17 protein-coding genes are annotated in these 19488 nt (G+C 70.4%); 12 read left to right on the top strand and 5 right to left on the bottom strand.

Annotated elements, in window-relative coordinates; all coding sequences use genetic code 11:
• The first annotated feature begins 28 nt into the window (after positions 1-28).
• From gap to ACFOGJ_RS23785, 8 genes are all read left to right on the top strand, one after another.
• Positions 29-1036: a type I glyceraldehyde-3-phosphate dehydrogenase gene (gap, locus tag ACFOGJ_RS23820; protein ID WP_379905343.1), complete on the top strand. Its 1008-nt coding sequence runs from the start codon at positions 29-31 to the stop codon at positions 1034-1036.
• 37 nt (positions 1037-1073) lie between these two features.
• A complete protein-coding gene (locus ACFOGJ_RS23815; RefSeq protein ID WP_379905341.1) occupies positions 1074-2327 on the top strand; it encodes a phosphoglycerate kinase in 1254 nt (417 codons plus the stop codon).
• Positions 2328-2395: 68 nt separating this feature from the next.
• Positions 2396-3325 carry a class I fructose-bisphosphate aldolase gene (locus ACFOGJ_RS23810; protein ID WP_379905339.1) on the top strand — a complete coding sequence of 310 codons (930 nt, stop codon included), beginning with the start codon at positions 2396-2398 and terminating at the stop codon, positions 3323-3325.
• 31 nt (positions 3326-3356) lie between these two features.
• The gene (locus ACFOGJ_RS23805) at positions 3357-3953 is read left to right on the top strand and encodes a thiamine phosphate synthase (protein WP_379905337.1); all 597 of its coding nucleotides are present in this window, start codon (positions 3357-3359) and stop codon (positions 3951-3953) included.
• Positions 3954-3994: 41 nt separating this feature from the next.
• Positions 3995-4789 (top strand): inositol monophosphatase family protein, encoded by a 795-nt coding sequence (locus ACFOGJ_RS23800; RefSeq protein WP_379905335.1) that lies wholly within the window; start codon positions 3995-3997, stop codon positions 4787-4789.
• Between the two features lie 277 nt (positions 4790-5066).
• A complete protein-coding gene (locus ACFOGJ_RS23795) occupies positions 5067-6521 on the top strand; it encodes an OmpA family protein (RefSeq protein ID WP_379905333.1) in 1455 nt (484 codons plus the stop codon).
• Positions 6522-6618: 97 nt separating this feature from the next.
• Entirely contained in the window at positions 6619-7782 is a 1164-nt protein-coding gene (locus ACFOGJ_RS23790) for a flagellar motor protein MotA (RefSeq protein WP_379905331.1), read from the top strand.
• A gap of 87 nt (positions 7783-7869) precedes the next feature.
• A complete protein-coding gene (locus tag ACFOGJ_RS23785) occupies positions 7870-9459 on the top strand; it encodes a peptidoglycan -binding protein (protein WP_379905330.1) in 1590 nt (529 codons plus the stop codon).
• A 492-nt stretch (positions 9460-9951) separates the two neighbouring features.
• On the opposite strand, the gene ACFOGJ_RS23780 is transcribed toward ACFOGJ_RS23785, so the two are convergent.
• Together ACFOGJ_RS23780 and ACFOGJ_RS23775 are read right to left on the bottom strand one after the other, a co-directional pair.
• Positions 9952-11061: a hypothetical protein gene (locus ACFOGJ_RS23780; protein ID WP_379905328.1), complete on the bottom strand. Its 1110-nt coding sequence runs from the start codon at positions 11059-11061 to the stop codon at positions 9952-9954.
• A gap of 25 nt (positions 11062-11086) precedes the next feature.
• Complete coding sequence (locus ACFOGJ_RS23775) at positions 11087-13051, bottom strand: ABC transporter transmembrane domain-containing protein (protein ID WP_379905326.1); 1965 nt, start codon at positions 13049-13051, stop codon at positions 11087-11089.
• Positions 13052-13338: 287 nt separating this feature from the next.
• Here ACFOGJ_RS23775 and rpmE point away from each other — a divergent pair, with 287 nt between their 5' ends.
• The 3 genes from rpmE to ACFOGJ_RS23760 all read left to right on the top strand — a co-directional run bounded on the left by rpmE (position 13339) and on the right by ACFOGJ_RS23760 (position 15593).
• Positions 13339-13572 carry a 50S ribosomal protein L31 gene (gene rpmE / locus ACFOGJ_RS23770; RefSeq protein WP_379905324.1) on the top strand — a complete coding sequence of 78 codons (234 nt, stop codon included), beginning with the start codon at positions 13339-13341 and terminating at the stop codon, positions 13570-13572.
• A gap of 235 nt (positions 13573-13807) precedes the next feature.
• Positions 13808-14278: an Hsp20 family protein gene (locus tag ACFOGJ_RS23765; RefSeq protein ID WP_379905322.1), complete on the top strand. Its 471-nt coding sequence runs from the start codon at positions 13808-13810 to the stop codon at positions 14276-14278.
• Positions 14279-14522: 244 nt separating this feature from the next.
• Positions 14523-15593, top strand: coding sequence for a zinc-binding metallopeptidase family protein (locus tag ACFOGJ_RS23760; protein WP_379905320.1), 1071 nt, complete (start codon positions 14523-14525; stop codon positions 15591-15593).
• Positions 15594-15597: 4 nt separating this feature from the next.
• Here the strand turns inward: ACFOGJ_RS23760 and ACFOGJ_RS23755 are convergent, their stop codons facing one another.
• The 3 genes from ACFOGJ_RS23755 to ACFOGJ_RS23745 form a co-directional block, all read right to left on the bottom strand.
• A complete protein-coding gene (locus ACFOGJ_RS23755; RefSeq protein ID WP_379905318.1) occupies positions 15598-16422 on the bottom strand; it encodes an alpha/beta fold hydrolase in 825 nt (274 codons plus the stop codon).
• Positions 16419-17750 carry an O-acetylhomoserine aminocarboxypropyltransferase gene (locus ACFOGJ_RS23750; RefSeq protein ID WP_379905316.1) on the bottom strand — a complete coding sequence of 444 codons (1332 nt, stop codon included), beginning with the start codon at positions 17748-17750 and terminating at the stop codon, positions 16419-16421. The genes ACFOGJ_RS23755 and ACFOGJ_RS23750 overlap by 4 nt, the downstream gene beginning before the upstream one ends.
• A 400-nt stretch (positions 17751-18150) precedes the next feature.
• Positions 18151-18336 (bottom strand): DUF1192 family protein, encoded by a 186-nt coding sequence (locus ACFOGJ_RS23745; protein WP_379905314.1) that lies wholly within the window; start codon positions 18334-18336, stop codon positions 18151-18153.
• 188 nt (positions 18337-18524) lie between these two features.
• Here ACFOGJ_RS23745 and ACFOGJ_RS23740 point away from each other — a divergent pair.
• Positions 18525-19488: NAD(P)H-quinone oxidoreductase (locus ACFOGJ_RS23740; RefSeq protein ID WP_379905312.1), on the top strand; the 964-nt coding region annotated here is incomplete at its 3' end.

Raw genomic sequence — 19488 nt, 5'->3', positions numbered from 1 at the left:
AACCGGCGCAGGACATTCGGAGACCGCCATGACCACCACCATCGCGATCAACGGCTTCGGCAGGATCGGCCGCCTGGTCTACCGCGCCCTGATGGAATCCGGCCGCAGCGACCTGCAGGTCGTGGCCGTGAACGACCTGGGCCCGATCGAGACCAATGCCCACCTGCTACGCTACGACAGCGTGCATGGCCGCTTCCCGGGCGAGGTGAAGGTCGACGGCGACCGGATGGACACCGGCAAGGGCTGGGTGAAGGTCACCGCGGTGCCGAAGCTGACCGACCTGCCGTGGAAGGATCTGGGCGTCGACATCGTGCTGGAATGCACCGGCCGCTTCACCAGCCGCGAGCAGGCCGCCGGCCATCTGGAGGCCGGTGCCAAGCGGGTGCTGGTCTCCGCCCCCGCCAGCGGCGCCGACCTGACCGTGGTCTACGGCGTCAACCACGAGAAGCTGACGGCGGAGCATCTGGTGGTTTCCAACGCCTCCTGCACGACCAACTGCCTGGCGCCGGTGGCGGCGGTGCTGAACGCGGCGGTCGGCATCGAGCGCGGCTTCATGACCACGGTGCATGCCTATACCAACGACCAGGCGATCCTGGACACCATGCACAAGGACCTGCAGCGCGCCCGCGCCGCCGGCATGTCGATGATCCCGACCTCCACCGGTGCCGCCCGCGCCGTCGGCCTGGTGCTGCCGGAGCTGAAGGGCAAGCTGGACGGCACCGCCGTGCGGGTGCCCACGCCCAACGTGTCGATGATCGACCTGGCCTTCGTGCCCGGCAGGACGACCGATGCGGAGACGGTCAATGCGGCCCTCACCAAGGCGGCCGACGGCCCGCTGAAGGGTGTCCTGGCCTATACCAGCGAGCCGCTGGTCTCCATCGACCTGAACCATGTGCCGGCCAGCTCCACCGTCGACCTGAACGAGACCCAGGTGATCGACGGCGGCCTGGTCCGGGTGCTCAGCTGGTACGACAACGAGTGGGGCTTCTCCAACCGGATGCTGGACACCGCGGCCCATATGGGCAGCCTGATCTGAGGCGCGGACCGTCCGACAGGGCAAGGAGGCGCTGACCATGTCCCAGGCTGCCAAATCGCCTGACAGAAGGAACGGGATCGACCCGGGATTCGACACCCTGGACGATCTCGATATCGCCGGCCGCCGGGTGCTGGTCCGGGTCGACCTGAACGTCCCCCGCGACGGCGCCCATGTGCGGGAGACGGCCCGCATCGAGCGCATCCGCGACACCATCGAGGAACTGGCCGGCCAGGGCGCGAAGGTCGTCCTGCTGTCCCATTTCGACCGGCCGAAAGGCAAGGTCGTGCCGGAAATGTCGCTGCGCCACATCCTCTCCGCGATGGAGGATTGCCTGGGCCGCAGGATCGCTTTCTGCCCGGAATCCGTCGGCCCGACGGCGGAAGAGGCGGTGGCGGCGCTGCCGCCCGGCGAGATCCTGCTGCTGGAGAACCTGCGCTTCCATGCCGAGGAAGAGGCCAACGATCCCGGCTTCGCCGATGCCCTGGCCCGCCTGGGCGACGTCTATGTGAACGACGCCTTCTCCGCCGCGCACCGTGCCCATGCCTCCACCGCCGCGCTGGCGGAGCGCCTGCCGGCGGCGGCCGGCCGCCTGATGGAGGCGGAACTGCGCGCGGTGATCGGCGCCCTGGAGCATCCGCAGCGGCCGCTGATGGCGCTGGTCGGCGGCGCCAAGGTCTCCACCAAGCTCGCCGTCCTGTCGCACCTGGTGCGGAAGGTCGACCGGCTGGTGATCGGCGGCGGCATGGCGAACACCTTCCTCTATGCGCAGGGCCATGACATCGGCCGCAGCCTCTGCGAGCGCGACATGGCCGATACCGCGCGCGAGATCCTGGCCAATGCCGATGCCGCCGGCTGCCGCATCCTGCTGCCGGTCGATGCGGTTGTGGCGACGGAATTCGCACCCGGTGCCGCAAGCCACGCGGTGGCGCTGGACGCGGTGCCGGCGGATGCGATGATCCTGGACATCGGCCCGCAGTCGGTCGCCGCCCTGAAGGCGGAGCTGGCGGAGGTGAAGACCCTGGTCTGGAACGGCCCGCTGGGCGCCTTCGAGGTGCCGCCGTTCGATACCGGGACAAATGCCGTGGCGGCTGAAGCCGCAAGCCTGACCAGGGCCGGACGCCTGCAGAGCATTGCCGGCGGCGGCGACACCCTGGCGGCGCTGGCGGCTGCCGGCGCGGCCGACGACTTCACCTATCTGTCGACCGCCGGCGGCGCCTTCCTGGAATGGCTGGAGGGGCGCGAGCTGCCGGGCATCGCCGCCCTGGCCGCCGCCCGCGCCCGGAACAGCTGAATCCGGCGCACCTGATTCCGGCGGCCGGCCCGGCCGCCTTGCATTGCGAGCCCTGAGGGGGAGACATCATGAAGACGACACGCAAGGTCCGCGAGATCCTGTCCTGGTACGAGGGTGACAATCCCGGCACCAAGGCCAACCTGGCACGCATGCTGATGGCCGGCCGCCTGGGCGGCACCGGCAAGATGGTGATCCTGCCGGTCGACCAGGGTTTCGAGCACGGCCCTGCGCGCAGCTTCGCCCCCAACCCGGCGGCCTATCACCCGCACTATCATTTCCAGATGGCGATCGATGCCGGGCTGAACGCCTATGCGGCGCCGCTGGGCATGCTGGAGGCCGGCGCCGACACCTTCGCCGGCCAGGTGCCGCTGATCCTGAAGATGAACAGCGCCAATTCCCTGGCACGCGAGAAGGAGGCCCCGACCCAGGCGGTCACCGCTTCGGTGCAGGACGCGCTGCGTCTGGGCTGCTCCGCCGTCGGCTTCACGATCTATCCCGGCTCCGACGACTGCTACGACATGATGGAGATGGTGCGCGAGCTGTCCGAGGAGGCGCGCGCCGTCGGCCTGGCCGTCGTGGTCTGGTCCTATCCGCGCGGCGGCAACCTGTCGAAGGACGGCGAGACCGCGGTCGACGTGGTGGCCTATGCGGCCCATATGGCGGCGCTGCTGGGCGCCAACATCATCAAGGTGAAGCTGCCCAGCGCGCATCTGGAGAACCCGGACGCCAAGAAGGTGTACGAGAAGGAAAAGATCGACATCTCCACCCAGGCCGCGCGGGTGGCCCATGTGGTGCAGTCGCTGTTCGGCGGTCGCCGCATCGTGGTCTTCTCCGGCGGCGCGGCGAAGGGCGAGAATGCCGTGTTCGACGATGCCCGCGCGATTCGCGACGGCGGCGGCAACGGCTCGATCATCGGCCGCAACACCTTCCAGCGGCAGCGCGACGATGCCCGCGCGATGCTCGACGAGCTGGTAAAGATCTACAAGGGCCAGGACTGATCGCACGGCCCGTCGGCCAGGGGTCGATACGATGCCCCGCCCGGACGAGGGCCCGGTACCGGCGCAGCTGATCCTGCACCTTCCGGCAGCGGTGATCGCCGATCTCGGCGGCGGGCTGCCGGCATTGCTGCAGCGCCTGGCGCCGTCCTGCCTGATCGCCGGGTCTGTCGACGGGCGGCTGGACCGCGCCCTCGCCGCCGCGGCCCATGCCGACGGCGTCCCGGTCCTGCTGGAGCTGGCGGAGGATGCGCCGCACCGGGTCGGCGCCGACGGGGTCTACCTGACCGATCCGGCACTGGCGGCCGTCGAGGTCGCCGGCTGGCGCGAAGCGCTGGGGCCGGACGGCATGGTGGTGGCGTTCTGCGGCGCCTCCCGCCACGCGGCGATGGAGGCGGCGGAGGCCGGTGCCGACGCGGTCGCCTTTGGTGGCACGGACCTGGCCGGGCTGATCGGCTGGTGGGCGCCGCTGATGGAGGTGCCCTGCATCGCCGCCGGCGTGGCCAGGCCGGAGGAAGTCGCTGCGCTGGCCGCGGCAGGCGCCGACTTCATCCTGCCCGATGCCGCGCTGTGGGATGGTGGGGCGGCTGCGGTCGAAGCGATCGCCGCCGCGCTCGCCGAACATTCTTAGACACTTGCCGACCTGAACTTTCGAACAAGGTTCCCCTTCCGATGCCGATGAAGCCGCCCCTGATCAACGTCATGGAGAAGGCCGCCCGCGCCGCCGCGCGGGGCCTGATCCGCGACATCGGCGAGGTCGAGAACCTCCAGGTTTCCCGCAAGGGGCCGGCCGATTTCGTCAGCATGGCCGACCTGCGGGCGGAGAAGATCCTGCGCGCCGAACTGAACAAGGCCCGCCCCAAGTTCGGCTTCCTGCTGGAGGAAGGCGGCGAGGTACCGAGCCAGGATCATGCCGGCCAGCGCTGGATCGTCGATCCGCTGGACGGCACCACCAACTTCCTGCACGGCATCCCGCATTTCGCGATCTCCATCGCGGTGGAGGAGCGCGGCGAGCTGATTGCCGGGCTGATCCTGGCGCCCGCCCCGGACGAGATGTTCTGGGCCGAGCGCGGCAAGGGTGCCTATCTCAACGACCGCCGGCTGCGGGTTTCGTCCCGCAGCCGGATGACCGACGCCCTGCTGGCCACCGGGATCCCCTTCCACGGTCATGGCGATGCGCAGGCCTTCGGGCGCGAGCTGGAATCGCTGATGACCGAGGTCGCGGGCATCCGCCGATTCGGCTCCGCCGCGCTGGATCTCGCCTATACCGCGGCCGGTCGCTATGACGGCTTCTGGGAGCGCGGCCTGAACCCCTGGGACGTGGCCGCGGGCATCGTGCTGGTGCGCGAGGCCGGCGGCATGGTCACCGACCTGCGCGGCGGCGAGAACATGCTCAATGGCGGCGAGATCCTGGCCAGCAACATGGCGCTGCACGGCCCGCTGATGGAGCGCCTGCGCCAGGCCTGAGGTCGAAAACCCGACAGTCCCCCCGACTGCCTTGACGGCTTCCCCCCGGGGCAGCTCTTCCGGCAGCCCTGTTGTGCAGGGGCGGTCCCTTGGGTATCGTCCGCAGCATCCATTGGGGGACGAGGCGGACAGGGACGAGGACGCCAAACCGTTGAAGCGTTTTGCGAATCCCCGGTTCGAAACGAACCGCCGCCGGCTCCGGCGCATGACCGCCGGATCGGGCGATGACAGGCTGGCCTGCGGACAAGGCGGTGCCCCGGAACGGGGCCAATCGGCGATGGCGTCCGGGAGGCGCCACAGGATCGGTTTGGCCGCCGCGGTGGCGGCGCCGGCACTTCTCGTCTTCCTCGCCCTTGCCCAGCCGTCGGCCGCCCAGCAGGCCTATGGCGACGGTCCGCTGGTGCTGCGTCCGCCGGCAGGCGCGATCGCCGGCAGGGCGCCGGTCGCCGGCCAGACAGTCAGCGCCGGCGGCAATGTCATCGTGAACCTGAACGCGATCGGCGGCGGCGCCCCACAGGCCGGTGCCACGCCCTATGGCAGCAGCTATGGCGGCGCCGTCCAGGTGCGCCCGGCCTATGTCGGCAGCGCGCCGGGCAACTACTACAACCGTCCGCCGCTGCCCGGCGAGGTGCCGCTGCGGGACGAGGACCCGATCGTGCTGCGGCCGCCCGGGCCGGACGGCTATGGCAGCATGCAGACCGCCAGCCGGCCGGTGCTGCGCCCGCCGGTCGAGCGCCAGGAGCTGCCGCCGCGCACCGCCGCCACGGCCCGGACCGCGACAGCTACCCGGACCACCACGACGGCCCGTACTGCGCCGGCCACGACGGCCGTGGCCAGGCCAGCGCCGAGCCCGCCGAAGCAGGCCGAACCCCAGCAGACGGAAACCCGGCAGGCTGCATCCCAGCCGGCCCCGAAGCCGGCCGCGTCGACGCAGACCGCCGCCCGCAGCAGCGATTCGAACAGCAGTGATTCGAACAGCAGCGATTCTGGCAGCAGCGATTCTGGCAGTTCCGGCCCGGCGCTCCGCAGCACCGTCCGCAACCAGCCCGCGCCGGCCGCCACCTCTACTGCAGCGGCAAGTGCGGCATCCGGGACCGACAGCGGCACGCGGACCGCCGCCGCCACACCGGCCCCGGCCACACCGGCGCCCGCCACCCCGACCCCGGCGCCGGCAACATCCGAGCCGGCTGCGGCGAGCGGCGACAGCATGGCCGCCGCCTCCGGCACGCAATCCGGCAGCTCGGTGACCCTGCCCGCCACCAGCGCGCCTGCGCGGGAGCCGCCCAAGGTTCCGGAACCGCCTTCCAGCGCCACCGCGGCGACCAGCGCGCCGCAGCCTGCCGCGCCACCGGCGGCATCGCAGCAGACGGCGCGGGCGACGGCGCCCGATCGCACCCTGCCCGCGGTGCCGCAGGGCGATGCCGAGACGGTGACGATCGACTTCCCCGCAGGCGATGCGGTGCTGGGCAAGTCGGGCGAGGAAAAGCTGGCGGCCCTCGCCTCCAGCATGAAGTCCTCCGACGACCGGCTGCAGATCCGGGCCTATGCCAATGCGCCGGACAGCGGCTCCTCCAGCAGCGCGCGTCGGCTATCGCTGTCGCGGGCGCTGTCGGTCCGGTCCTACCTGATCGACCAGGGCATCCGCTCCACCCGGATCGACGTGCGCGCCCTGGGCGATACCGGCAGCGGCGCGCTCGACCGGGTCGACGTGTCGGTCAGCGGACGGTCATGACGATCGCGGCAGGCTCCGGGGTGCGCCGCGCGGCCGGGTCGGCCGCCGCAAGCGGCAGCGATCCCGGCGCCCGGCCTGCCCCGGCAGGAGCGGCCCGATGACCCGCCCCACCCGCTTCATCATCCGGATGCTGCTGTTCCTGGTGGCCACGGCCGCCGTGGCGGCGGTGCTCTATACCGTCCTGTGGGATGCCTTCCAGGCGAACGTGCCGCTGAACGCGCTGATCCTGGGCGTGCTGCTGATCGGCATCGTCCTGGTGTTCCGCCAGGTGCTGATGCTGGGCCGCGAGATCACCTGGCTGGAGCAGTTCCAGCGGGCGGAAAAGCAGAGCGGCATCTCGATGCCCGACCCGCCGCCGCTGATCGCGCCGATCGCGCGGATGCTGCAGAACCGGGCCGGACGCGGCAGCCTGTCGGCGCTCGCCCTGCGCAGCATCCTTGATTCGCTGTCCAGCCGGCTGGACGAAGGGCGGGAGATCTCGCGCTATTTCATCGGCCTGCTGGTCTTCCTCGGCCTGCTGGGCACCTTCTACGGCCTGCTGCAGACCGTCGGCTCGGTCGGCGACACGATCTCCAGCCTGCAGATCGGCGAGGGCGAAGATGCGCTCGGCCTGTTCGACAGCCTGAAGCAGGGGCTGGAGGCACCGCTGTCCGGCATGGGCACGGCCTTCGCCTCCTCCCTGTTCGGCCTCGCGGGATCGCTGATCCTGGGCTTCCTGGACCTGCAGGCCGGCCAGGCCCAGAACCGCTTCTACAACGAGCTGGAGGAATGGCTGTCCGGCATGACCCGCCTCTCCGGCGGCGGCCCGATCGTCGAGGCAGAGGGTTCGGTGCCGGCCTATGTGCAGGCCCTGCTGGAGCAGACCGCCGACAGCCTCGACTCGCTGCAGCGCACCCTGGCGCGGACCGAGGAAGGGCGCAGCGGCGCCAACCAGCAGATCACCAAGCTGATCGACCGGCTGTCGACCCTGACAGACCAGATGCGGGCGGAGCAGTCGCTGCTGGCGAAGCTGGCGGAACACCAGATCGAGATGAAGCCGGTGCTGACCCGCCTGGCCGGCATGGGCGAGAGCAGCGGCGGCGGCATGGACCAGGCCAGCCGCAACCACCTGCGTAACATCGACGTCTATCTGGGACGCGCGCTCGAGGAGATGGCGATCGGCCGCACCCAGATCGTCGAGGATATCCGCGCCGAGATAAAGCTGCTGGCCCGCACCCTCGCGGCGATGGCGGAGGAGACGCGCCGCAATCGCGACCACTAGCGCCGGCGGGGCCGCCATGCCGCACCGACCGCCGCCGCCAGCCCCACCGCAACGGGGCCGTTCCGCGCCCCGAGGCGCGGACAGGCCATGAGCCGCTCCCGTTCAGGCCGCCGGCAGATCGACGCCTGGCCCGGCTTCGTCGATGTCCTGTCCACCCTGCTGCTGGTCATCGTCTTCGTCCTGGTGGTCTATGTCCTGGCGCAGTTCTTCCTGGCGCAGGCGATCACCGGCAAGGACAAGGCGCTGGACCGGCTGAACCGCGAGATCGCGGAGATCACCGACCTCCTGTCCCTAGAGCGGGAGGAGAACAGCCGCCTGCGCACCTCGCTGGACGAGGTTTCCCGTGCCCTGGAAGAGGCGATCGGCGAGCGCGACCGGCTGACTGCCGACCTGCGCGGCGCCAGCGACACGATCCTGACCCTGCGCAGCCAGCTGGCCGACGCGGAAGAGCGCGCCAGCCAGCAGGCGGGCGTGATCCGCATGCTGGAGGACAGCCTGGGCAGCGCGGAGACCCTGCTGGCGCAGAACGAGCAGGACCTGGCGCAGAGCCGCGACCTGATCGTCGAGCTGCGCGACACCATCGATTCGCTGCGCGACGAGCGCCGCCGGCTGGAGGCGGAGAGCACGGCACAGGGCGCGACCCTGGCCAGCCGCGACGCGGCGCTGGCGCGGGAGAGCGAGCGGCTGGAGCGCGCCCGCGCCAGCCTGGAGCAGCGGCAGGCGGAGCTGGACGCGGTGGAGGCGCGGCTGCGCACCCGGCTGTCGCAGCTGGCCCGGGTGGAGGCGGCCCTGCGGGCGCGTGAGGCGGAACTGGCGGCGGAGAAGGACCGCGCCGACGCGCTGCAGTTGGCGCTGGCGCGGCGCATCGCGGCCGGCGCGCAGAGCGAGGCGGCGCTGGAGGCGGCGCGCGAGGAGCTCTCCGAGGCGGAGATCCGCATGACCGACCAGGAGATCGACATCGCCGCCGCCCAGGAACGCACCACCGAGCTTGAGGGGCTGCTGGTGTCGGAGCGGCTGGCCCTGGAGAAGGAGCGCAAGCTCACCGACGCCCAGCGCAGCCAGCTCGACCTGCTGAACCAGCAGCTCGCCGTGCTGCGCCAGGAGATGGCGCGCCTCAACCTCGCGCTGGATGCCGCCGAGGCGAAGGACCGGGAATCGCAGGCGCAGATCGCCGATCTGGGCCGCCGCCTAAACCGCGCCCTGGCGGCGAAGGTCGAGGAACTGTCGCGCTATCGTTCGGAATTCTTCGGCCGCCTGCGCGAGGCGCTGGGCCGCCGCGCCGACGTGCAGGTCGTGGGCGACCGCTTCGTGCTGCAGTCGGAGATCCTGTTCGCCTCCGGCTCCGCCGATATCGGCCCGGAGGGCAAGCGGGAGCTGCGCACCCTGGCGGAGACCCTGCTGGACATCGCCAAGACGATCCCGCCGGACCTGAACTGGATCCTGCGGGTCGACGGCCATACCGACGCGGTGCCGATCAACAACCTGCGCTACCGGTCGAACTGGGACCTGTCGGCCGCCCGCGCGCTGGCGGTGACCGACTACCTGATCGAGCAGGGCGTGCCGCCGGCCCGCCTCGCCGCCGCCGGCTTCGGCGAATACCACCCGCTGCCCGGCACCAACGCCACCTCCGCCGACCCGCGCAACCGCCGCATCGAGTTCAAGCTGACGGAACGGTAGGGGCATCGTTCATTGACCGTCATCCCCGCCTTGAGCGGGGATCCATTCCTCTTGCGCTACGGCATGGCTGGCGGAATGGGCCCCAGGCTCAAGGCCTGGGGCGACGGAGAAACCGTAATTGCGGGGACATAATACGATAATTGCGGGGACATAATACGAAATTAACAATCGTAATTGCGGGGACATGATATGAAATTAACACTAAGTCGAGGAGCAATCACCCTTCGTAAGCGCGCCAAACGAACCCCAAAATAAAGTATTGTGTCCCCGCAATTCCCCGCAATTCCGGCGCCCGGAACTGCACGTCTGTTGCCGTCATCCCCGGCCCCCGAGCCGGGGATCGTGACGGGACGGGGAAGCCGCGCAACCTCACCGTCCTGCCACGATCCTTGGGTCGAGCCCGAGGACGACGGCGGCGGGGAGCAGCGGCGAGAAGATGCGTGAAGCCCGCAGTCTCGGAGGCCGTGGGCGACGGAAAGGATGCAGAGCTCTCTACCGCCCCATCGCCGCCGGCGACATGCGGCAGTCCAGGAAATGGTCCGCGAACACGCCGCCCAGCAGCAGCCGGTCGGCATAGGGCGCGGCGACGCTCATCGCGGAGAGCAGCTTGCCGTCCTCGCGCAGCACTTCCACCGTTTGGCCGCCGTCGCCAGCCAGGGTGGTGCGCACCACCATGCCGGGGCTGAGCGCCGCCGGGTCGCCGGCATGGGCGACGAAGGTGAAGAGCTTCGGATGGCCGGCGATCCAGAAGCGGCCCTGCGGGTCGCGGTCGATATTGTCGACGCCCATCGGCATCTCCAGCCGGCCGGCTTCCGTGAGGGCGCCGCTGCCGGGGTCGCGGTCGAACAGGTAGACCAGCTTCTCCACCACCGAGCCGACCAGGACCCGGCCATTGTCGGCGGTGGCGTTGATGCCGTTGGCGAAGACGATGCCGTCGGCCACCACCTGCCAGCCGTCGGGGTCGCGATAGACGACAGTGGAGCGCGGCAGGTGCAGGAAGCTTTCCACCGCATGCATGAAGCGGGCGCCGCTGCCGCGATCGTTGGTGACGTAGAAGCGCTCCGTATCGACGGCATGCAGGTCGTTGGGGCTGATCAGCAGCGGGCTCTCGAAGCGGCCGCTCTCCACCAGCCGCGGGCCGCCGCCCTCGGCCTCCGCCAGGCGGTAGCGGATCACCTCATGCCCGGTGCCCGGATGGTTCACCGCGAACAGCCAGGTCACCCCGTCCTGGCGCAGCAGCGACAGGCCGTGCGGCTGGAAGGCGGCACCGGCATCCGGCGTCAGGTTCACCGGTGCTGCACCCTCACCTGCCGTCAGGTCATAGGCATAGATGGCGCCGGGCATGACCTGGCCCTTGCCCTCCCGCGCCGCCGTCGCGGCGCGCAGGTCGCGACCGGAAAGGTAGGCCGTGCCGCCCGCGGCATCGATGACGATGTCCTCCGGCCCGGTCACGCCGGCGACCTGGCGGCACTGGCCGTCGATGCGGCTGACGATCTCGTCGTCGAAGCCGCCGGCGGACCAGAGCACATAGACCGACCAGATCGCGCCGACGAGCACGAGCAGCGGGATGCCGATCTTGACGATGGTGTTGAGGAGCTTCACCCGCCGTGCCTTTCCTGTCCGCGCCTCAGCCGCCGGTGCCGGACCGCAGCGCCGCGGCGCCTTCCGCGAACTGCAGCTCCGCCAGCCGGGCATAGAGGCCGCCGCGCTGCAGCAGTTCGTGATGCGGCCCGACCGCGACGATGCGGCCGCGGTCCAGCACCACGATGCGGTCGCAGCGCAGCACCGTCGCCAGGCGATGCGCGATGATCAGGGTGGTGCGGCCCTGCATCAGGCCCTGCATCGCCGCCTGCACCTTGCGCTCGCTTTCGGAATCCAGCGCCGAGGTCGCCTCGTCCAGCAGCAGCACCGAGGGGTTGCGCAGGATCGCCCGGGCGATCGCGATGCGCTGCCGCTGGCCGCCGCTGAGCCGCACGCCGCGCTCGCCCAGGAAGGTCTCGTAGCCCTGCGGCAGGTCGCGGATGAAGTCCGCTGCCGCCGCGGCCTCCGCCGCCTGCTCCACCTCCGCGTCGGTCGCGTCCGGGCGGCCGTAGCGGATATTCTCCCGCGCGCTGGCGGCAAAAATCGCCGGATCCTGCGCCACCATGCCCAGCCGCGCCCGCAGCGCCTGCGGGTCGGCCTTCGCGATGTCCACGCCGTGCAGCAGCACCCGCCCGGCATCGGGATCGCGGAACCGCAGCAGCAGCTGGAACAGGGTCGACTTGCCGGCGCCCGACGGGCCGACCAGGGCCACCCGTTCGCCCGGCCGGATGTCGAGGTCGATTTCCTCCAGCGCCGGCAGCTCGGGCCGGGTGGGGTAGCGGAAGGTCACGTCCTGGAAGGTGACGCCCAGCGCCATCGGCTCGCCGGTATCGGCGACGGCACCCGGCAGGTCGACGGGATCCGCCGGCGCGGCGATTTCCGGCTCGGTGCGCAGCAGTTCCATCAGCCGCTCGACCGCGCCGGCGGCCCGCTGCAGGTCGCCCCAGACCTCGCTCAGCGCCGCCAGCGCGGCGGAGACGACGACCGCGTAGAAGACGAAGGCGGTCAGCTGCCCGGCGGAGACGTCGCCGTCCAGCACCGCGCGGCTGCCCAGCCACATCATCGCGTTCACCGCGCCGAAGGCGAGCAGCATCACCAGGGCGGTCAGCCAGGCGCGCGCCTGCACCCGCTTCATGCCGGTGGCGAAGGCACCTTCCACCCGGCCGGCGAAGCGCTCCCGGTCGATGCCCTCATGGGCATTGGCCTGCACCTCCTGGATCGCGTGGAAGCTTTCCCCGGCATAGGCGGAGATGTCGGCGATGCGGTCCTGGCTCTGCCGGCTGAGCCCGCGCACCCGGCGCCCGAACAGCACCAGCGGCAGGACCACGAAGGGCACGATGGCGACCATGACCAGCGCCGCCATCGGGCTGGTCACCACCATCAGCACCGCGCCGCCGACCAGCAGCAGCAGGTTGCGCAGCGCCACCGAGGCGCTGGAGCCGACGACGGTCTGGATGATCTCGGTATCGGTGGTCAGCCGCGACAGCACCTCGCCCGGCCGGGTCACCTCGAAGAAGGGCGGGCTGAGCTTCAGGACATGGCCATAGACCGCGCGCCGCAGGTCGGCGACGACCCGCTCGCCCAGCCAGGTGACCAGGTAGTAGCGGGCGAAGGTCGCCGCGGCGAGCAGCAGGATCACGCCGAACATGCCCGCGAAATAATAGTCCAGCAGGCCGCGCTGGCTTTCGTCGAAGCCATAGTCGATCACCCGCCGGATCGCCTGCCCGATCGCCAGCACCGCGCCGGAGGCGACCGTCAGAGCCGCCAGTGCGCCCAGCGCGCGGCCGCGATAGGGGCGCAGATAGGGCAGCAGGTCGGCCAGCGCCCGCGGATCGCGCCCCCGCGCCCGGCCGGCGGGCGCCGCCGCGCCGTCATTGTCCGGCGCGGCACCGGCCGCGCCGTCGGCGAAGGCACCCTTCTCCGCCATCGTCCCAAGCGCGGCATCCGGCGCGGTATCCGGCGTCCGGCGGGCGCCGTCGTCGATGGAGGTGCTGGCGCTGGAACGACTCATGAGGTCATCTGTGGTCAGAGGGATCCGTGGCGGTATCGGGCGGGTGGCGAAAAGGCAGGAACGGGGGGGCCGGTTGCCGCCCGGGCGGGCGCGGCCGGACCTGAAGACCTGCACTATCCGGTTTTGACAAGGCACGGCAAGCGCCGCAGGGCCTTGCCGGGGGTCTGTGATGTCGCAGCGCCGTTGCGCGGCGATGCGGCATTCTGTATAAGGCGCGGCTCATCCGGCATTCAGGACATTTCGGCAGCCGCGGACGCGCCGCGCGCCGGCTGCGGACAGGAACCGCCATGAAGAAAGACATCCATCCCGACTATCACGCCATCACGGTTCAGATGACCGACGGCACGACCTACCAGACCCGCTCCACCTGGGGCGCGGAGGGGGAGACGCTGATCCTGGACATCGACCCGAGTTCGCATCCGGCCTGGACCGGCGGCCCGACCCGCCTCAACAAGGAAGGCGGACGGGTGGCGCGCTTCAACCAGCGCTTCAAGGGCCTGGGGATGCGCAAGAAGGACTGACCGGCGCCCGCCTACCCGGCGCTTCCGGTTCTTCCTCCAGCCCCTGCCTCCAGCCCTTGCGCAAACCGTCGCCCAGGGGTCTTGAACGGCAAACCGCGTTTCCTACATCCAGTCTGTCGGACGCCCCAACGGGGTCCGGCGACCAGGAACGGCCCGGCCAGATGGCGGGTCGGTACATAGCGGGTGCCTCCGGGCGCCCGGCGAACGCGCACATTGCTCAATGGAGGATGTAACCATGCGTGCCTATGATTTTGCGCCCCTGATGCGTTCCACCGTGGGTTTCGACCGGCTGAACCGGCTGATGGATTTCGCCACCCAGGTCGACGCCAATCCCGGCTATCCCCCCTACAATATCGAGAAGCTCGGCGAGGATGCCTATCGCATCACGATGGCTGTCGCCGGCTTTGCCGAGGATGAGCTGGACGTCACGGTGAAGGAAAACACCCTCGTCATCACCGGCCAGGCCAAGGCCGAGGAGGGTGAGAACGGAGAGGTGCAGTACCTGCACCGCGGCATCGCCCGGCGCGCCTTCGAGCGCCGCTTCGAACTGGCCGACACGATCAAGGTGCAGGGCGCCGGCCTCGAGAACGGCCTGCTCGTGATTTCCCTGCAGCGCGTCATTCCGGAAGAAAAGAAGCCGCGCAGCATCGAGATCACGTCCGGCGCGCCGAAGGGCGTGCGCCAGGTCGAGGCGCAGGCCGCCTGAGGCCGGGCCTGACGAACGGGGAGATTGCTGCGGCAAGCAATCCGTGACCGCCGGCGCCGCCGGCGGTCCCTCCCCTGATCGATCGGGGCGGGCAACATCGTTGCCTGCCCCTTTTTCATGCCCCTATTTTTCATGCTCGCAGCAGTCCGGAACCGAAACGCCGGGGCGGCGTTACTGCCGCGGCCCCGAGCCAGCCAGATCTCCCTGGGCAATCCCGCCTGAGGCAAGACCGAAAGTCCGTCCCATGAAGCTCTTCGAATGCGAAGGCTGCGGCAACGCCATCTATTTCGAGAACACCACCTGCGAAGTCTGCGGCCGCGCCCTGGGCTTCCGCAGCGACCGGCGTGCCCTGGTGGCCCTGGACCCGGCCGATGACGGCCGGCTGCAGCCGCTGGACGATGACAGCCTGTTCCGCAGCTGCGCGAACCGGGAGCCGGGCGGCTGCAACTGGCTGGTGCCGGCGGAGGCGGAAGGCGATTACTGCACTGCCTGCTGCCTGAACCGCACCGTGCCGGACCTCTCCAATCCCGATCATCAGCAGCTCTGGCGGGTGCTGGAGGGCGGCAAGCGGCGGCTGGTCTATTCGCTGCTGCGCTTCGGCCTGCCGGTGGAGAGCAAGGCGGATGCGCCCGAGCAGGGCCTGGCGTTCGACTTCCTCGCCGATGCGGTGACCGGCTTCCGCGAGGGGCCGCAGGTGATGACCGGCCATGCCGAGGGTCTGATCACCATCAACATCGCCGAGGCCGATCCGGCGAAGCGGGAGGAATTCCGGCAGTCCATGGCGGAGCCCTATCGCACCGTCCTGGGCCATTTCCGGCACGAGGTCGGGCACTACTATTGGGAACGGCTGGTGGTCCGCGACCCCGCCTACCTGGAAAGCTGCCGCGCCCTGTTCGGCGACGAGCGGGAGGATTACGGCGCGGCGCTGGAGCGCCACTACGAGCAGGGGCCGCCGGCGGACTGGCCGGCGCGCTTCGTCTCCGCCTACGCCTCCAGCCATCCGTGGGAGGACTGGGCGGAGACCTGGGCCCATTACCTGCACATGGTCGACACCCTGGAGACGGCCTATGCCTTCGGCCTGCGGGTGCGGCCGAAGGCCGGCGCCAGCCCGGACCTCAGCGCCGCCGCCAGCTTCGACCCCTACCGGGAGGCGGACTTCGCCCGGATCAAGGAGACCTGGCTGCCGCTGACCTTCGCGGTCAATTCGCTGAACCGCAGCATGGGCCAGGCCGACCTCTATCCCTTCGTCCTGTCGCCGCCGGCGGAGGAGAAGATCGCCTTCGTGCACGACCTGATCGGCCGCACCCGCAGCTGATCCCTCAGGCCGGTGCCGCCGCGCGCGCCAGCAGGTCGCGCAGCCCCCGACGCACTGCCGCCGGCTGTTCCACCATCATCATGTGCCCGCAATCGGCGATGGTGACGGTTTCGGCCTGCGGCAGGGCCGCGGCAAGCTTCCTGGCGGCGCGCGGCGGGGTCATTTTGTCCTCCGCCCCCAGCAGCAGCAGGGCCGGCGCCGATATCCGCGCCGCGGCCGCCAGCCCATCGCCTTCCGGATAGTCCGCACAGGCCTGAAGCGCGGCATGCAGGGCGCCGTCGCGGGTGGCGGCAATCACCGTATAGTCCAGCACCGTGGTCCACAGCCCCGGCACCAGGCTGCCGCCGGTGCGGATGCCGTCGCCATGCGCCCAGCGGGTCATCAGGGCGCCGGCCGCCGGTGGGTCCGCCTGCGCCGTCGCCAGCAGGTCCGGGCTCACCGCCATCGGCAGCGCCGTCGCCAGCAGAGCCAGTCCGGCGACCCTGTCGGGTGCCCGGCCGGCCGCTTCCAGCGCCAGAAGGCTGCCCAGGCTGTGCCCGGCCAGCACCACCCGGCTTGCCCCGGCCGCGTCGAGCGCCTGCCACAGCCAGTCCGCCAGCGCCGGGATCGAGGCGGGCATGCGGCCGGCGGAACGGCCATTGCCCGGCAGATCGGGGGCCAGCACCGTGGTGCCGTCCGCCGCCAGCGCGCGGGAGACCTGGAACCAGGCGGTATGGTCACCGCCGGCGCCATGCAGCAGCACCAGGGGGGGCCGGTCGGACGCGGGCTGCGGCCCGGCGAGCGAGACGAAGGCCGGCACGCCGCCGACCGAAAGCCCCAGCGCGCTCATTCCGCGGCCGCGGCCGGTGCCGCGCGACGGGCGGCGGCCAGCCCCCGTTTCAGGTCGGCGATGATGTCCTTCGGATCCTCGATCCCGACCGAGATGCGGATCAGCCCCGGCCCGACATTGGCGGCACGCAGTTCCGCCGCGCTCATCTGCTGGTGGGTGGTGGAGGCCGGGTGGATCACCAGGGTCTTGGCATCGCCGATATTCGCCAAATGGGAGCAGAGCTGCAGGCCGGCGATGAAGGCCGCGCCCGCCGCCCGGCCCCCCGCCAGGTCGAAGGTCAGCACCGCGCCGCAGCCGTCCGGCATCAGGCGCATCGCCAGGTCATGGTCGGGATGTTCCGCCAGGCCGGGATAGGAGACCCGGTCGACCCCGTCCTGCGCCTGGAGGAACGCGGCCACCGCCCCGGCATTGGCGACATGCCGCGCCATCCGCAGGTGCAGGGTCTCCACCCCCTGCAGCAGGTAGAAGGCATTGGCCGGCGACATCGCGGCGCCGAAATCGCGCAGGCCTTCCGCGCGGGCCCGCATCACGAAGGCGGCCGGCCCGAATTCCCCCAGGAAGTTCAGGCCGTTATAGGCGGCGCAATCCTCGGTGATGGTGGGAAAGCGGCCGCTTGCCGCCCAGTCGAAGCGTCCGCCGTCGATCACCGCGCCGCCGATCGCCACGCCATGGCCGCCGATGAACTTGGTGACCGAATGCATCACCAGGTCGGCGCCGTGGTCCAGCGGCCGGCACAGCACCGGCGGGGTGAAGGTGGAATCGATCATCAGCGGCAGTCCCTGCGCATGGGCGACATCCGCCACCGCCGCCACGTCCAGGACCTCCATGCCGGGATTGCCGATCACCTCGCCGAACAGCAGGCGGGTTTCCGGCCGGATCGCCCGGGCGAAGGCCTGCGGTTCCCGCGGATCGACGAAGCTGGCGGTGATGCCGAAGCGCGGCAGGGTGTGCTGCAGCAGGTTGTAGGAGCCGCCGTAGAGCGAGCGCGAGGCAACGATATGGCTGCCCTGGCCCATCAGGGTGGTGATCGCGAGGTGCAGCGCCGCCTGGCCGGAGGCTGTGCAGACCCCGCCGACCCCGCCTTCCAACGCGGCCAGGCGTTCTTCCAGGACGGCAACCGTCGGGTTGGAGATCCGCGAATAGATATGCCCGCCGATGCGCAGGTCGAACAGCTGCGCCGCGTGATCGGCATCGGGAAAGACGTAGGACGTGGTCTGGTAGATCGGCACCGCCCGCGCACCGTGCTGTGGGTCGGGCCGCTGGCCGGCATGGACGGCGAGCGTATCGGGCAGCAGGTCGAAGGGCGTGCCGCGTGCGCCTTGGCTCATATTGCAGTTCCTCCCGCGGAGCGGCCGCAATGACCGCCGCTGTCGCGGGGAGAATAGCCAAAGGCCGCACAGGACGACAGTGCATCCGTGAAAGGATCGCTGGCCTGTGTTGCGATCTCAAAATGCCGTTCACAGGCGCCGGTACAGCCGATTACTCGGCTTCGTCCGTCGACATGCCCGAGCACATAAAAAAGGGGCCGCCTCGACTACGAGCCGGCCCCTCAGTATTTTTTGCCTCAACCTGTCAGACTTTCGTGACGCACCATCATTTGCCGGCGGGGATGCGCTGTCAAGCCGCAGGTTGCAGATCCGCCCAATTTTAACGAATTTCGAGGCATCTGCCGGCGCCGCACCGCTGCAGGATGGCGGAAGCTGCCGCCGGCCGTCCCGGCGCGCGCGCTCAGCTGCTGAACAGGTCGTCCAGGCTGGAGCGGTACTGCTTCTTCATCTCCACGGCCTTGCGGGCCTCCTCCAGCTCGAGCCTGAGCTGGGAGATATGCGCCTCGAGCTCGGCCACGGACATGCCGTCCAGCGTCTTCTGATGCGCCGGCGTAACGGGACCCTTGTCTTCCTCGTCGATCACCATCACCTCCGCACCGTCACCGGCAGGACCGCAGCTGTGGCTGGCCGGCGGCCCTGGCCATTGACAAGATATCCGCGATCCGTCCAGCAAACAGGTCCGGGACCGCGCCATGGATGGAGAGTAGCGCAACGCATCCGCGGTTGCACGAAGGCGGCCGGCCCGCGGCGCCATCAGATAGGGAGATCCCAGCTATGACCCAGACGGCAACCGCCCTGCCGGAGCGCATGCGCGTGGTCGAGATCGCCAGCTTCGGCGGGCCGGAAGGCCTCAAGGTCGCGGAGCGGCCGGTGGTGCCGCCCGCACGCGGCGAGGTCCTGATCAAGGTCGCCGCCGCGGGTGTGAACAGGCCCGACGTGATGCAGCGGCTGGGCAAGTATCCGCCGCCGCCCGGCGCGCCCGATATCCCGGGCCTGGAGGTCTCTGGCGAGATCGTCGCCTGCGGGCCGGATGCCGGCGACTGGCAGATCGGCGACCGGGTCTGTGCCCTGGTGGCCGGCGGGGGCTATGCCGAGTATTGCGCCGCACCGGCACCGCAATGCCTGCCGGTGCCCGACGGCGTGGACCTGGAGGATGCCGCGGGCCTGCCCGAGAACTGGTTCACGGTCTGGACCAACATGGTCGACCGCGGCCGCATGATGCGCGGCGAGAAGGTTCTGGTGCAGGGCGGCGCCAGTGGCATCGGCACGGCGGCGATCCAGCTTGCCGGGCTGATCGGCGCGGAGGTCTTCGCCACGGCCGGCACCGAGGAGAAATGCCGCTTCTGCGAGGAGCTGGGCGCGAAGCGCGGCATCAACTACCGCAGCGAGGATTTCGTCGCCGCGATCAAGGAGGCTACCGGCGATCGCGGCGTCGACCTGGTGCTGGACATGGTGGGCGGCGACTATATCCCGCGCGAGCTGTCGATCCTGGCACCGGAGGGACGGCTGGTGCTGATCGCCTTCCTGGGCGGATCCAAGGCGGAGGTCGATTTCCTGTCCCTGATGGTGAAGCGCCTGACCGTGACCGGGTCGACCCTGCGGCCCCGCGACACCGCCTTCAAGGGCGCCATCGCGGAGGCGCTGCGGCGGCATGTCTGGCCGCACTTCGCCGACGGCACGGTGCGGCCGATCATCGATTCCCGCTTCCCGTTCGAGGAGGCGCCGGCGGCGCATGCCC

Source organism: Marinibaculum pumilum (assembly GCF_042646425.1).
Lineage (GTDB): Bacteria > Pseudomonadota > Alphaproteobacteria > Ferrovibrionales > Ferrovibrionaceae > Marinibaculum > Marinibaculum pumilum.
Note: the sequence above shows the minus strand (reverse complement) of the source record. Positions and strands in the feature narration are given on the sequence as shown.